The organism is Trichococcus ilyis, assembly GCF_900109135.1.
Classification (GTDB): Bacteria; Bacillota; Bacilli; order Lactobacillales; family Aerococcaceae; genus Trichococcus; species Trichococcus ilyis.
Window position 1 is genome coordinate 1 of sequence record NZ_FNYT01000035.1, and the last position, 12,643, is coordinate 12,643.

The 12,643-nt window shown below is 50.8% G+C and carries 14 protein-coding genes, 3 tRNA genes, 1 pseudogene and 2 riboswitches; of the genes and pseudogenes, 17 read left to right on the forward strand and 1 reads right to left on the reverse strand.

What is annotated here, in order from left to right; genetic code table 11:
• The first annotated feature begins 26 nt into the window (after window positions 1–26).
• The 7 genes and pseudogenes from BMX58_RS12830 to BMX58_RS12860 form a co-directional block, all read left to right on the forward strand.
• Window positions 27–98: transfer RNA gene (locus BMX58_RS12830), tRNA-Gln, on the forward strand.
• A gap of 22 nt (window positions 99–120) precedes the next feature.
• Window positions 121–191 (forward strand) — tRNA-Cys (locus tag BMX58_RS12835).
• Window positions 192–236: 45 nt separating this feature from the next.
• Window positions 237–320, forward strand: a tRNA-Leu gene (locus tag BMX58_RS12840).
• 164 nt (window positions 321–484) lie between these two features.
• A complete protein-coding gene (locus tag BMX58_RS12845; protein ID WP_068624698.1) occupies window positions 485–823 on the forward strand; it encodes a winged helix-turn-helix transcriptional regulator in 339 nt (112 codons plus the stop codon).
• A gap of 280 nt (window positions 824–1,103) precedes the next feature.
• Window positions 1,104–1,391 (forward strand): hypothetical protein, encoded by a 288-nt coding sequence (locus BMX58_RS12850; RefSeq protein ID WP_068624700.1) that lies wholly within the window; start codon window positions 1,104–1,106, stop codon window positions 1,389–1,391.
• Between the two features lie 20 nt (window positions 1,392–1,411).
• Complete coding sequence (locus tag BMX58_RS12855) at window positions 1,412–2,038, forward strand: ABC transporter permease (RefSeq protein WP_068624743.1); 627 nt, start codon at window positions 1,412–1,414, stop codon at window positions 2,036–2,038.
• Window positions 2,039–2,680, forward strand: a pseudogene (locus BMX58_RS12860) (glycine betaine ABC transporter substrate-binding protein); the annotation flags it as partial.
• A gap of 220 nt (window positions 2,681–2,900) precedes the next feature.
• Here BMX58_RS12860 and tnpB read toward each other — a convergent pair.
• Complete coding sequence (gene tnpB, locus BMX58_RS12865) at window positions 2,901–4,001, reverse strand: IS200/IS605 family element RNA-guided endonuclease TnpB (RefSeq protein WP_068624702.1); 1,101 nt, start codon at window positions 3,999–4,001, stop codon at window positions 2,901–2,903.
• Between the two features lie 130 nt (window positions 4,002–4,131).
• Between tnpB and BMX58_RS12870 the strand changes: the two genes are divergently transcribed.
• From BMX58_RS12870 to dhaM, 10 genes are all read left to right on the forward strand, one after another.
• Window positions 4,132–4,875, forward strand: a complete 744-nt coding sequence (locus BMX58_RS12870) for an ABC transporter ATP-binding protein (RefSeq protein WP_239420610.1) — start codon at window positions 4,132–4,134, stop codon at window positions 4,873–4,875.
• A complete protein-coding gene (locus BMX58_RS12875) occupies window positions 4,872–5,495 on the forward strand; it encodes an ABC transporter permease (protein ID WP_068624706.1) in 624 nt (207 codons plus the stop codon). The genes BMX58_RS12870 and BMX58_RS12875 overlap by 4 nt, the downstream gene beginning before the upstream one ends.
• A gap of 21 nt (window positions 5,496–5,516) precedes the next feature.
• Entirely contained in the window at window positions 5,517–6,392 is an 876-nt protein-coding gene (locus BMX58_RS12880) for a DUF5131 family protein (RefSeq protein ID WP_084254021.1), read from the forward strand.
• Window positions 6,393–6,415: 23 nt separating this feature from the next.
• Window positions 6,416–7,387, forward strand: a complete 972-nt coding sequence (locus BMX58_RS12885) for a zinc-binding dehydrogenase (protein WP_068624710.1) — start codon at window positions 6,416–6,418, stop codon at window positions 7,385–7,387.
• A gap of 48 nt (window positions 7,388–7,435) precedes the next feature.
• A riboswitch (TPP riboswitch) is annotated at window positions 7,436–7,538 on the forward strand.
• Window positions 7,539–7,601: 63 nt separating this feature from the next.
• Window positions 7,602–7,703, forward strand: a riboswitch (TPP riboswitch).
• 131 nt (window positions 7,704–7,834) lie between these two features.
• Entirely contained in the window at window positions 7,835–8,326 is a 492-nt protein-coding gene (gene thiW / locus BMX58_RS12890; RefSeq protein WP_068624712.1) for an energy coupling factor transporter S component ThiW, read from the forward strand.
• Window positions 8,327–8,690: 364 nt separating this feature from the next.
• Window positions 8,691–9,506 carry a MurR/RpiR family transcriptional regulator gene (locus BMX58_RS12895; RefSeq protein ID WP_068624744.1) on the forward strand — a complete coding sequence of 272 codons (816 nt, stop codon included), beginning with the start codon at window positions 8,691–8,693 and terminating at the stop codon, window positions 9,504–9,506.
• Window positions 9,507–9,575: 69 nt separating this feature from the next.
• A complete protein-coding gene (nagA, locus tag BMX58_RS12900; RefSeq protein ID WP_068624714.1) occupies window positions 9,576–10,721 on the forward strand; it encodes an N-acetylglucosamine-6-phosphate deacetylase in 1,146 nt (381 codons plus the stop codon).
• 10 nt (window positions 10,722–10,731) lie between these two features.
• A complete protein-coding gene (nagB, locus tag BMX58_RS12905) occupies window positions 10,732–11,442 on the forward strand; it encodes a glucosamine-6-phosphate deaminase (RefSeq protein ID WP_068624716.1) in 711 nt (236 codons plus the stop codon).
• Between the two features lie 114 nt (window positions 11,443–11,556).
• Window positions 11,557–12,144: a dihydroxyacetone kinase subunit DhaL gene (gene dhaL, locus BMX58_RS12910; protein WP_068624718.1), complete on the forward strand. Its 588-nt coding sequence runs from the start codon at window positions 11,557–11,559 to the stop codon at window positions 12,142–12,144.
• Window positions 12,134–12,511: a dihydroxyacetone kinase phosphoryl donor subunit DhaM gene (gene dhaM / locus BMX58_RS12915; protein ID WP_084254022.1), complete on the forward strand. Its 378-nt coding sequence runs from the start codon at window positions 12,134–12,136 to the stop codon at window positions 12,509–12,511. The genes dhaL and dhaM overlap by 11 nt, the downstream gene beginning before the upstream one ends.
• The last annotated feature ends 132 nt before the right edge of the window (window positions 12,512–12,643 follow it).

Here is a 12,643-nt window from a genome sequence, read left to right on the forward strand (position 1 = left end):
CAATTCCCATCAGTCGCCCTCTTTATTGGGCTATCGCCAAGCGGTAAGGCAACAGACTTTGACTCTGTCATTCGTTGGTTCGAATCCAGCTAGCCCAGTTTTTTCAAATAGCAACATCTCGGCGGTATAGCCAAGTGGTAAGGCACAGGTCTGCAAAACCTCTATCACCGGTTCAAATCCGGTTACCGCCTTTTCCATAGCAACATCAAGATGGAAACTTGCAACAATCCTATCATGCCGGCGTGGCGGAATTGGCAGACGCGCTGGACTCAAAATCCAGTGCCCGCGAGGGCGTGCCGGTTCGACCCCGGCCGCCGGTATCACACAGAACAGGCTCCAGACGATGTTTTCTTCATCGAATGGAGCCTGTTTTTTTGCAAACAATCAAGAGGAACATCGAATAGGATATTGAAATCCGGCTCGCTCAAGTATATAATTCAGGGTAACTTACAAAAAGAAACTTACTATCTATGAGGTGAACAGAATGCTGACAAAAGAAGAATTGCCATTTTGCCCGGTTGCGACGACTGTGGATTTGATCGGAAACAAATGGAAATTGCTGATCATGCGTGAATTACTGAAAGGGACTAAACGTTTCAACGAGATACACCGATTGGTGGACGGGATCAGCCAAAAAGTATTGACTGAAAACCTGCGCAAAATGGAGAATGACGGTATCGTCAAACGCGAAGTGTTCCCTGAAGTACCGCCAAGAGTGGAATATTCTTTGACGGAACTCGGCGATTCCCTCAGGCCGATCATCAACAGCATGAGTGATTGGGGAACGGACTACATCAAAAATAATCTTATGGAACAAAAATAAGCTAAGTCATGTAGAAAATAGCTGCTTGCAGAACCGATCTTCTCCACAAGCCTATGAGATTCCCAAAAGGCACATCATTTCCTTCCTACCGTTTGAAGCGTAGTAATGCTTCAAACGGTAGGATTTTTTGCGTTCCGATAGTGTGCAGGCATTGCTGCAGCCATTTCTTACAAAAAGGTAACTACCTAATCAAAAAGTGCCTACTTATGTGCCCTCCTGTCCACGTGTATAGTAAGAGTATGGAAATCCTTCCATCAAAGGATAAAGAGGAGTGGATCAAATGGTGGATCCTGTACTGGTATTTGCAGCAATTTTTGACACTGATCTTAAGATTGCCATTATGTACCTTTTCCTTTTGTATCCGACTATGAGCTGCAATGACATTATCCGCTTGACCGGTGCGGAAAAAGAAACGGTTATCGCCAGCCTTTGGCGATTGCAAGTGGATATGATCGTGGTCAATCATATCGCGGACAACAGAAGCTGTTCCTACTCCCTGACGGAAAGCGGAACATCCAGCTTGCGGGTTTTCAGAGAGCTGGAAAAGTTTTCCGGCTATTTTTTTTAAATGAGAGAAGGGCAATCATGTTGCTTGATGAAATAGGCCTATACTTTCAGCAGAATTTTGACCAGTATTTGAGTTACGTCTATCAGCACCTTGGCTTGAGCATCCAAGCGATCGGTATTTCTTGCCTGATCGGTATTCCCTTGGGCTACATCAGCCACAAGCACCCGAAACTCAGCCAAATGATCACCCTCAGCTCCCAAGCTTTGCGGATCATTCCCAGCCTGGCCGTCCTCTTTTTGTTGATTTCCTTCATCGGAATCGGACGGGCACCAGCCTTGATCGCATTGGTGCTGTTGGGTATTCCGCCGATATTGGTCAACACGACGGTCGGTTTTTTGGAAGTTCCAGCTGTGATGATCGAAACGGGCAAAGGCTTGGGGATGACCGATCGGGAGCTGCTGAAACGGGTGAAGATTCCCTTGGCCTTTCCGTTTGTGCTGACCGGCGTGAAGCTCGCTTTGGTGGAAATCATTTCGAGCGCGACTTTGGCTACGTACATCGGTGCGGGGGGATTGGGAACGCTCATATTTACAGGATTAGGCTTGAACAGGATGGATCTGCTTCTCATCGGAGGGGTATCGGTAGCGGTGCTCTCCTTAGCGGTAAGCATCCTTCTTGATTACATCATAAAAAGGAGTGTTGATTAGATGAAAAGAAAAAATATCTTTACTACGATTGCAATGTTGGCGGTGGCGCTGATCATTTCAGGCTGTTCCGGCACAAGCGGGGAAAGCGGCAGCAGTGAGGAGGATACGGTCATCCGCGTGGGATCCAAGGATTTCACCGAAAATCTGCTGGTTTCGGAAATTTATGCGTTGGCGTTGGAAGATGCCGGCTATGAAGTCGAAAGGATTCCAGGGATTGCGAGTTATGTCGTGCATACATCGATCACCAACGATGAAATCGATCTTTATCCGGAATATACAGGGACAGGTTTGTTGGCTATCTTGAAAATGGACCTGGAGACCGATCCCCAGAAAGTCTATGATACGGTCAAAGCGGAATATGACGAGCAGTTCGATATGACTTGGTTGGATTATACGCAAGCCAATGACAGTGCGGGGCTGGTCATCAAAACGAGCGTGGCCGAAAAATATGGCATCGAGACCGTATCGGATCTGCAGGAGCATGCTTCCGAGCTTCGCTTCGCTTCCCAAGGCGAATTCGATCAACGCGAAGACGGCCTGCCCGGTTTGACGAAAGCTTACGGCGAATTCAAATGGAAGAGCTCGACGGTCTACGACAACAGCCTGAAATATGAAATCCTGAAAAATGACGAGGCGGATGTCGATGGCCAGGAATATGAAGCAGTAGCGAAAAAATACTTCGATTTGATCAATTAAGGAGGCGTGGAGACTACGTGCTGCAAACCGCGATAGAAGTGAACTACTCAAGACTCAAGTCGCAAGCTTCCTACGAACTCCTTCCTTGCCTGCGAATGTCTTTACAGACAGCGGGAATGGATATGGGTAGGCTCAAAAGGCAGTCCCTGCCTCAGTGGTTTTCTTTTTAATTGGCCAAAGCCAAGAGGTTCTTGCTGGCATTGATGTCCCTGTCGTGGGTTATACCGCAGTTCGGACAGATCCAATCACGGACATGCAAGGCCTTTTTGCCGTCGCGGTGTCCGCAAGCGGAACAGATTTGGCTGGACGGATAGAACCTGTCCGCCTTGATGAGCGTCCGGCCTTTCCATTCCGCTTTGTACGCCAACTGCCGGCTGAATTCGAACCAACTGACGTCCCCAATCGCTTTCGCAAGTTTGTGGTTCTTCATCAGATTGGAACTCCGCAACGTCTCGATCACGATGACTTGGTTTTCGTCCGTGATTTGGTTGGAGAGGTTGTGCAGGAAATCCTTGCGCTGATTCGCAATTTTTTCATGTTTCTTGGCCAGTACCAAGCGTGCCTTTTCCCGGTTCTTGCTTCCTTTTTGCTTACGCGACAAGGCGCGTTGGGCTTTCTTGATTCTCTTTTCGGACCTCCACAGACATTTCGGGTTCGGGTGTTTTTCACTGTTGCCCGCATCGTTTGTGGTGACGGCGAAGTCGGAAATGCCGAGATCGATGCCGATTTTGTGTTCCGCCGGCAGCCATTCTGTTGTTTCCTGTTCCACCAAAATGGAAATGAAGTAGTGACCGGCCTTGTTCATGGAAATCGTGCAAGATTTGATCAATCCGTCAAAATCCCGGTGCTGCTTGATTTTGACGAAACCAATCTTCGGTAATTTGATTTTTCCGTCAACAATCCGGATATTCCCGCCTTGGTTGTTGGTAGTATAGGATGCTTTTGACTTGTGCTTAGTTTTGAATTTCGGGAAACCGACGGATTTGTCGCGGAAGAAGTTCTGGTAGGCCTTGTTCAGGTTTTGGCTGGCATTTGCGAGAGCCAAATTATCCACTTCTTTCAGGAAGGGAAATTCTTCTTTGAAGGATGTATAGGTCCTCGGTTTAATGCTTCTCAGCAGTTCTTTATCGTCTTTGTAGGTTTCGTAAATTTTCTTTCGGTCAGCCAACATCTGGTTGAAGATGAACCGTGCGGAGCCAAAACAATTGGCGAAATAGATTTTCTGTTCTTGATTGGGATGCAAACGGAACTGATAAGCTTTTAGCATGATACTCACCTCTTCGGCTTCATTATACACCTGCGAACGTGTGTTCGTAAAATAAAAAGAATGAACCGAGACCATACTACCTGATTCATGACTGAAGTCACGAGAGTGCGGCAGCACTTATTTCAAAAATGTGACGAAGCTGTACGGGGAAGGGGACGCGAAAGGCGTCGATGACATCTCCTTCGCGATCATGGAAGGCGAGTTCATCACGGTCTTGGGGTCTTCCGGCTCCGGCAAGACGACGACATTAAAAATGATCAATCGCCTGATCCGCGAAGATGCAGGAAGCATCGCCTTCTTTGGGGAAGACAGCAGCGGGATGAACGAAGTCGATCTCAGAAGGAAAATCGGATACGTCGTTCAACAAATCGGACTGTTCCCGCACATGACCGTTGCCCAAAATATCGCGACCGTTCCGGAGCTGCTGAAGTGGGACAAAAAGGACATCCAAGCGCGCGTGAAAGAATTGCTGGAGCTTGTCCAGCTTGATCCGGAAGTTTTTGCCGGCAGAAAGCCGAAACAATTATCCGGCGGGCAACAACAGCGTGTGGGCGTCGCGAGGGCGCTTGCCGCCAATCCGAAAGTGATGCTGTTGGATGAACCGTTTGGGGCGGTCGATGCGATCACGCGCGTGCAGCTGCAGAACGAACTGCAAAAGATCCACAAGGAATTGGGCGATAAAACCTTTGTGCTGGTCACGCACGACATCAATGAGGCATTCAAACTCGGGACGAGAGTGCTGATCATGGACAAAGGCAAAATCTGCCAATTCGATACGCCGCAGGAAATCATGCGCCATCCGAAAACGGCATTTGTCGTGAACCTGATCGCCACCGTAAAGGAACAAGAGGCATTTTGGGGTGAGTTGAAATGATTGCTTACTGGAATACCTATCATGAAAAACTGCTGCTTGCCACCATGCAGCATATCGAACTGGTCGGGACAACGTTGACGATCGCGCTCCTCATCGCAGGCGGCCTGATCCTGGCCTGCCTGCATCAGGAGCGCATCATGGACGGTTTGATCTACCTGACCTCTCTGTTTTATTCGATTCCGAGTCTGGCGCTGTTTGCCATCTTGATCCCGCTTACCGGGCTGGGAAGGAACACGGCCATCATCGTATTGGTGATCTATTGCCAATACGTCCTGTTGCGCAGTTTTGCTACGGGAATCCGGGAAATCGATCCGACGATCATCGAAGCCGCTGTCGGGATGGGAATGACGCGGAACCAAATGTTCAGAAAAATCCAGCTTCCGTTGGCACTGTCATCCATCATTGCAGGGATACGGATCGCCGCGACCGCGACAATCGGCATTGCGACGATTGCCGCAACGATCAATGCGGGCGGCTTGGGGACTGTCCTTTTCGAGGGCTTGCGCACATTCAGTGTCGTCAAACTGTTGTGGGGCACTGCGTTGTCGATCTTGCTGTGTCTGCTTGTCAATGTCAGCTTGTATTTCCTTGAGAATGCGCTGCAGCGGAGATTCGCCTGACACTTTCAAAGGAGTGATCGCTTGAGTGATATCTGGAACCCGTGGCACGGCTGCAAAAAGGTCAGCCCGGGCTGCCAAAATTGTTATATGTATTATTTGGACAGTCAACGAGGGAAGGATGGCGCGCTGATCTACAAAGTCCAAAGCAGCTTCGATCGTCCGCTGAAACGGAACCGTCGCGGCGACTACGTCATACCGTCCGGTTCCACGATTCGCGTCTGCATGACTTCGGACTTTTTCCTGGAGGAAGCGGACGAGTGGCGCGATGAAGTCTGGAAGATGATCGAGAAGCGTTCGGATGTGCTGTTCTACTTGTTGACGAAACGGATCGAGCGTGTGAAAGATTGTCTGCCCGAAAATTGGGGAGACGGTTGGGAAAACGTGTGGATGAATGTCTCGGCTGAAAACCAGAAGATGGCCGACAGGCGGATTCCGGTGCTGATGGATCTGCCTTTCAAGCACAGAGGCATCATGGCCGCACCTCTGATCGGCGCAATCGACTTGACGCAGCATCTGGCTTCCGGAAAGATCGAACGCGTCATCGTCGGCGGGGAAAACTATGATGGGGCAAGGGAATGCCATTATGAATGGGTGCAGAGCATGCACCAGGCTTGCGTGGACCATCAAGTGAACTTCGAATTCATCGAAACCGGGAATCATTTTGTGAAGAACGGACGGACATATGAAATTTTGGATAAAAGGAAGCAGCAGGAGCAGGCGAAGAAATCCGGCCTGTTTCATGAAGGTCGTGCGGTTTCGCTTCACCTGACGGAAGTTGCCCAGGGCGAGTCGCTGCCGCTTTTTCAGACCGATGCCGCCAGTCTGTGCGATTCCTGTGCCTACAGGAAATTTTGCGGTACCGAATCAGGCAGGCCAAGCTGCATGCTGTCGCTGTGAAAACAAGAAAGGATGTCGAAGAAATGAAGGCAGTCGTTGTGCATGAAGCGGGTGGACCGGAAAAGCTGGTGCATCAGGAAGTTCCGCTTCCGGAAATCCGGGAGGGCTGGTCGCTCGTGAAGGTCATGGGCTTCGGCATCAACCATTCGGAAATCTTTACGCGGGGGGGGAAATCCCCCTCGGTCAAATTTCCCCGCATTCTGGGGATCGAATGTGTGGGGATAGTGGAACGTTCGAGCGATGAAGTGAAATTGCCGCCCGGTCAAAAAGTGGTGTCGATCATGGGCGAGATGGGCCGGGCTTTCGACGGGAGCTATGCGGAATATGCCCTGTTGCCGAATGAACAGATCTACCCCGTCCAGACCGAACTGCCTTGGGAACAACTGGCGGCCATTCCGGAAACCTACTACACGGCTTTCGGTTCCATGAAGAACTTGAAGATCCAAGCATCCGATCAGATTCTGGTCCGGGGGGCGACGAGCGGTGTGGGGGTTGCCTTTGCCAAGCTAGTCAAAGCCCGATTCCCTGGCATCAGGATCTGCGGCAGCACTCGAAAAGCCGAAAAAGGTCCGAGATTGCTGGATGCCGGTTTCACCGATTTCATCGAAGAACGGAATGGCGTGTTGGAAACGGAAAAGTCTTTCGACAAGATCCTGGAACTGATCGGGCCTGCGACGATCAAGGACAGCCTTTCCCACATCAACGAAGGCGGCATCGTCTGCAGCACCAGCCAATTGGGCGGCAAATGGTTCCTGGAGGATTTCGATCCGATCATGGAATTGAAGCGCAACAGCTATTTGACGACTTTCCATTCGAGTGACGTCTCCGGCGAAAAGTTGAACGAACTGCTGGCGTACATCGCGGAGAAAGGCGTTGCGGTGGAGCCCGAGCGAGTCTTCACGCTCGAAGAAGTCGCCCAAGCGCATGACTTTTTGCAGAGCCAGGACAGTTTCGGCAAAGTCGTCGTGCTGAATCCGAGCGCTAGGAAAGAATGAGCCTCGGAATAGGCTTGCGTTTCCGCGGAATGTTGGTTAGAATTGAATGAGAAACACTGGGGGTGCGCGCGAGCGCTGAGACCGGCTTTGCCGGAACTCTTTGTACCTGATCTAGTTCATACTAGCGTAGGGAATGTGGCGTTTGACTATTCGCATAGATAGACATCAAAACGTTATATTTTCTGATTTTCGCATCAGATCATATGGCGTTTTTTACTTTCAGTAGGGGTGCGCGCGAGCGCTGAGACCGGCATTGCCGGAACCCTTCAAACCTGATCCAGTTCGTACTGGCGGAGGGAACTGAGCTCGGTCTGGAGTCCGTACGCATATCCAAGACATCTCAGGGGAGGTGTCTTTTTATTTTCAGTAAATTCAGGGGAAGGAGTGAAAACAGTTAGGGAAGTGCAAGCTGCAAGATGAATGAATCAAAAGAAAAGGGGAAAACAAATGAACACCAAAAAATTAGTCACCACTGCCTTGATCATCGCCATCGGGGTTGTCAGCAACAGCCTCTTCGTCATCCCGATCGGCCTGGCAAAAGTCGCGCCGATGCAGCACTTATTGAACGTCTTGACCGCGGTTTGGCTTGGGTCCGGGTATGCCGTACTGCAGGCTTTCGGCGTTTCCGTGCTGCGCAACCTGTTGGGGACGGGGACCGTCTTTGCTTTCCCTGGCAGCATGCTCGGGGCCGTTTGCGCAGGCCTGTTCTATGCCAGAACGCAAAAGATCGGCTACGCGGCACTGGGTGAGTGGATAGGGACGGGAATCCTGGGCTCGTTGGTGAGTACATTGCTGGCGCAGCTCATCATGGGGAAAACGGCCGCACTGATGCTCTTCCTGCCGAGCTTCGCGATCAGCTCAGCTGTCGGAGCGGGGGTGGCTTATGTCATCATCCGGGAAATGGAAAAACGGAATGTGCTGGCGCGGAACCGAACGTAAGCAAAGGCTGCAATATAGATCACCGAAAAAACAACCGGAAAAGCGAGCCGGTTGTTTTTTGCCGTTCTCCGGCGAACGGAGGCTTCGCCGGAGTTGGATCTTCGCATTCCGGGCCGTTCTCCGATGAGCACCGCTTTGCCGGAGGACAGCCCGATTGTTGCCGGTGTTCTCCGAGGTAACGCCGCTGGCCGGAGCTGGGCAGCCTTACTTCCTTTCCGCCACGCCCCTCCGGCCAGCAGGCGTACGCAAAATCGGAACAGTCACCAAAAACGCGAAAGAAAATAATTTTCATAAAATAATAATTGAAAAAACTATTTTCATATGTTATTCTATCTGCGAAGAGGAAAAGGGAGGACACCGGGCAATGAACATCATCGAAGAGATCCAAAATCAGTATTCCGCGTTTTCTGCGAACGAGAAAAAAATTGCGGATTACATTCTCCAGAACAAAGCTTCCATCAAAAATATGAACATCAAGGATTTGGCGGCGAAGGTGGATACCTCGACGTCCAGCATCACCCGCTTCTGCAAACACATCAACATCGATGGGTTTGTGGATATGAAGATTGCGCTGCGCTCAGCGACAAGCAAGCACCCATCGAAAGAAATGCCGACCGTCTACGACGATATTTATGGCTACTATACGCAAGTCATCGATGAAACCAATCAGATGATCGAGGACCAAGCGATCGAAACGGTTGTCGCTTGGATCAAAAAAGCAAAAAAAACCGTCATCTACGGCATCGGCAGTTCCGGATTCACAGCCGCAGAATTGGCGCAGCGCCTGATCCGGATGGGGCTGAATGTCACGGGCGTCACCGATTCCCATTTGATGATCATCAACAGCTCGATCATCAAGGAGGACGAACTGGTCATCGCCATCTCCAATTCAGGCGAAACGCCGGAACTGATCGCCTCACTGGAAATCGCCAAAAAGAAAAAAGCGAAGATCATCGCGCTGACGAGCTTCAGAAACAGTTCGCTGACGCAACTGGCGGACGTCACCTGCTTCGGTTACCACCCGCGCTTCGTCAACAACACGGTGTTCGTCAACACGCAGTTCGGGATGATGTACCTGATCGATGTGATCTCGACTTTCCTGCTGCAGGACGAGGATTTCCAATACAACATGGATCTGACGAGAAAAAATGTGCAGGGCTATTCGAAAAAAACGGAGTAGTGCGCAGCCGGTCAAGTTTTTTGGCAGCTCAATGAAAATACAGCTCAGAATCGGAGAGGGGAAACGCAAATGAAAAAAGTGATCATCCATGCGGAAGTCTATACGGGAGAAACCGTCATCGCCGATGGGTTCGTCCGGTTCGGGAAAGAAATCGGCGCGGTCGGGAAGATGTCGGAATACGTTCCGGAAGCCGACGAGGAAGTGATCGATGCAGCCGGAAGCAGATTGGTGCCCGGCTTCATCGATGTCCACAGCCATGGCGGCTACGGAGCGGACAATATGGACGGCGATGCGGAGGCCATCAACCGGATGATTGCGGCGATGCACCAGGAAGGGATCACCAGCTATTTTCCGACGACGATGACGCAATCTTCCGAAAATATCGAACAGGCGCTGATCGGCATCCGCAAGGCCGCGGAACAGAATCCGGTCATCCAAGGCATCCACCTCGAGGGGCCGTTCATTTCCGCCGTATTCAAGGGCGCCCAACCGGAAGAGCACATCAAAGTGCCGGATGCGGCTTTGATGAAGAAGTGGCAGGAGTTGAGCGGCGGGCTGATCCGGTTGGTCACCTATGCGCCGGAAACGAGCGATGCTACTGCCTTCGAACAGTATTGCACAGAAAATGGGATCGTGCTATCGGTCGGGCATTCAAATGCGATCCGAAGCCAATTGCAGCAATCCAAGGCAACGCACATCACCCATCTCTACAATGCGCAAAGGGGGCTCCACCACCGGGAACCGGGTGTGACCGGACACGCCTTCCTTGAGGACGGCATCTATGCCGAAATGATCGTCGACGGGCTGCATATCGATCCGGAAATGGTGAAAATCGCCTTCAAGCAAAAGGGTGCGGACCGCATCGAACTGATAACCGATGCCATGCGCGCCAAAGGGATGGGCGACGGCATCAGCGAGTTGGGCGGACAGAAGGTCATCGTCAAGGATGGGCAGGCCCGCCTGGAAAGCGGCAATCTGGCCGGAAGCGTGCTGGAATTCCAGGATGCCTTCAGGAACATCATCGACTTCACCGGCTGCAGCATTTCCGATGCGGTCAAGATGAGTTCGGTCAATCAGGCCCGCGAATTCGGCCTCTCACGAAAGGGCGGCATCGCTCCGGGCAAGGATGCGGATATGGTGCTGCTCTCGGATGCATTCATCGTGGAACGAACAATCAGTTTTGGACAAACAGTTTTCAATAAAAATGGAAAGTAGGCTACATATCATGGAAATAATCATTAAAGCGAATCCAGAAGAAGCGAGTCGTTGCGCATTCGAAAAAATCCGGGAGGAAATGGAAAGCGGGGCGAAAGTGCTCGGCTTGGCTACTGGTAGTACGCCGGAGAAGCTGTACCGGATCATGCGGGAAAGCGATCTTGATTTCTCGGGAATGACGTCGATCAATCTGGACGAATACATGGGGCTGTCCGAGGATAACCCGCACAGTTACCATCACTTTATGCATGAACACTTATTCGATGCAAAACCGTTCAAGAAAAACTATCTGCTCGATGGATTGGCGGATGAGGCGGAAGAATGCGCACAATTCGAAGAAGTCATAGCAGCGAATCCGATTGATGTGCAGATTCTCGGCATCGGAACGAACGGGCACATCGGCTTCAACGAGCCCGGCACTTCGTTTGATTCCCGGACCCAGAAAGTGGCGCTTTGGCAATCCACCATCGATTCCAACAAACGCTTCTTTGCGGATGAAAAGGATGTCCCGCGTTTTGCCTATTCGATGGGGATCCAGTCGATCCTCTCGTCAAGAAAGATCATCCTGATGGCTTTCGGAACAGAAAAAGCCGCTGCCGTCAAAGCCGCATTGGAAGGTCCAGTCACGGAGGAAGTTCCTGCGAGCGTGCTGCAGACTCATCAGCATGTGACGGTGATACTGGATGAAGCTGCGGCACAACTGCTCACAAAAAGGCAGTGAGTCGGACAAGCAGCAGGCCATTACCCAAAATTCTCCCGATTGTCGTTTCTCGTTAAAACGTTTACAATGGAGACAGAGAGAGCATGGAAAAGGAATCCAAGGCGGGTGATGGAAATGTTGACTGTCGAAACAACGAAAACATGGCTGAGCCTATTCATCGAAAAGTTGGAAATGAACGAGAAGTACCTGAATACGCTGGATGAATCCATTGGCGACGGCGACCATGGGGCCAATATGCTTCGGGGCGCACAATACTTGAAGGCGAAATTGGCGGAAGATACGCAGAGCGGGTCAGCGGAGCTGTTCAGAATGGCTGGGATGTCTTTCATCCAGAAGACAGGAGGCGCAGCCGGCCTGCTTTACGGGCAAGCCTTTCTGCATATGTCGCAGTCCCTGCAAGAAGGTGACGATCTGTTGGGAATTCTGGCAAGTGGACTCGAAGGGATCAAGAAGGTCGGTCAAGCGGAACTACGGGAGAAGACCCTAGTGGATGTTTGGATTCCGGTCACGGAAGACGTCCGGAATAAGCGCCTGACGTTGGACAGGATCAATGAACATGTAATAAGCACGAAGGATTTTAAGGCGAAAAAGGGACGCGCGGCCTATGTGTCGGAACAGCTCAATGGCCATGTCGACCCAGGAGCTGCCTCCTGCGGGTATTTCTTTGAGGCCATGCTGGAAGCGGGTGTCTATGATGAGTGAGCAGTACGGCATCTTATTGGTTTCGCATGTCACGGAGCTCGCTGACGGGTTGGCCCGTTTGCTGAAACAAGTAGCACAGGATATTACCGTGAAAGCTGTCGGCGGAGCGGTAGACGGGGGCATCGGCACCAGTTTTGACAAAGTCATGGCGGCTCTCGAAGAAATGGAAGAGCCTGATGTATTGGCTTTTTATGATTTGGGTAGCGCTAAGATGAATCTTAAGTTGGTAAGTGAAATGACCGATAAAAAGCTGATCATCTGTGATGCGGCATTTGTGGAGGGAGCTTATCTGGTGGCTGTTTTGCTGCAAGCGGACACGCCTTTTGAAAAAATCCGCGAGCAGCTGCAGGAACTGTACGTAAAATGAAAAAATAAAGCCTAAAGAAACCCATGGGATTTTCCTTTTCGAAAGGAGAAGCTTATGGGTTATTTTTTTGAAAACTATTTTTGATTATATAGAAGCGGCATAGAAAGAAGCTGTGCTCAAGCTGGATTGACT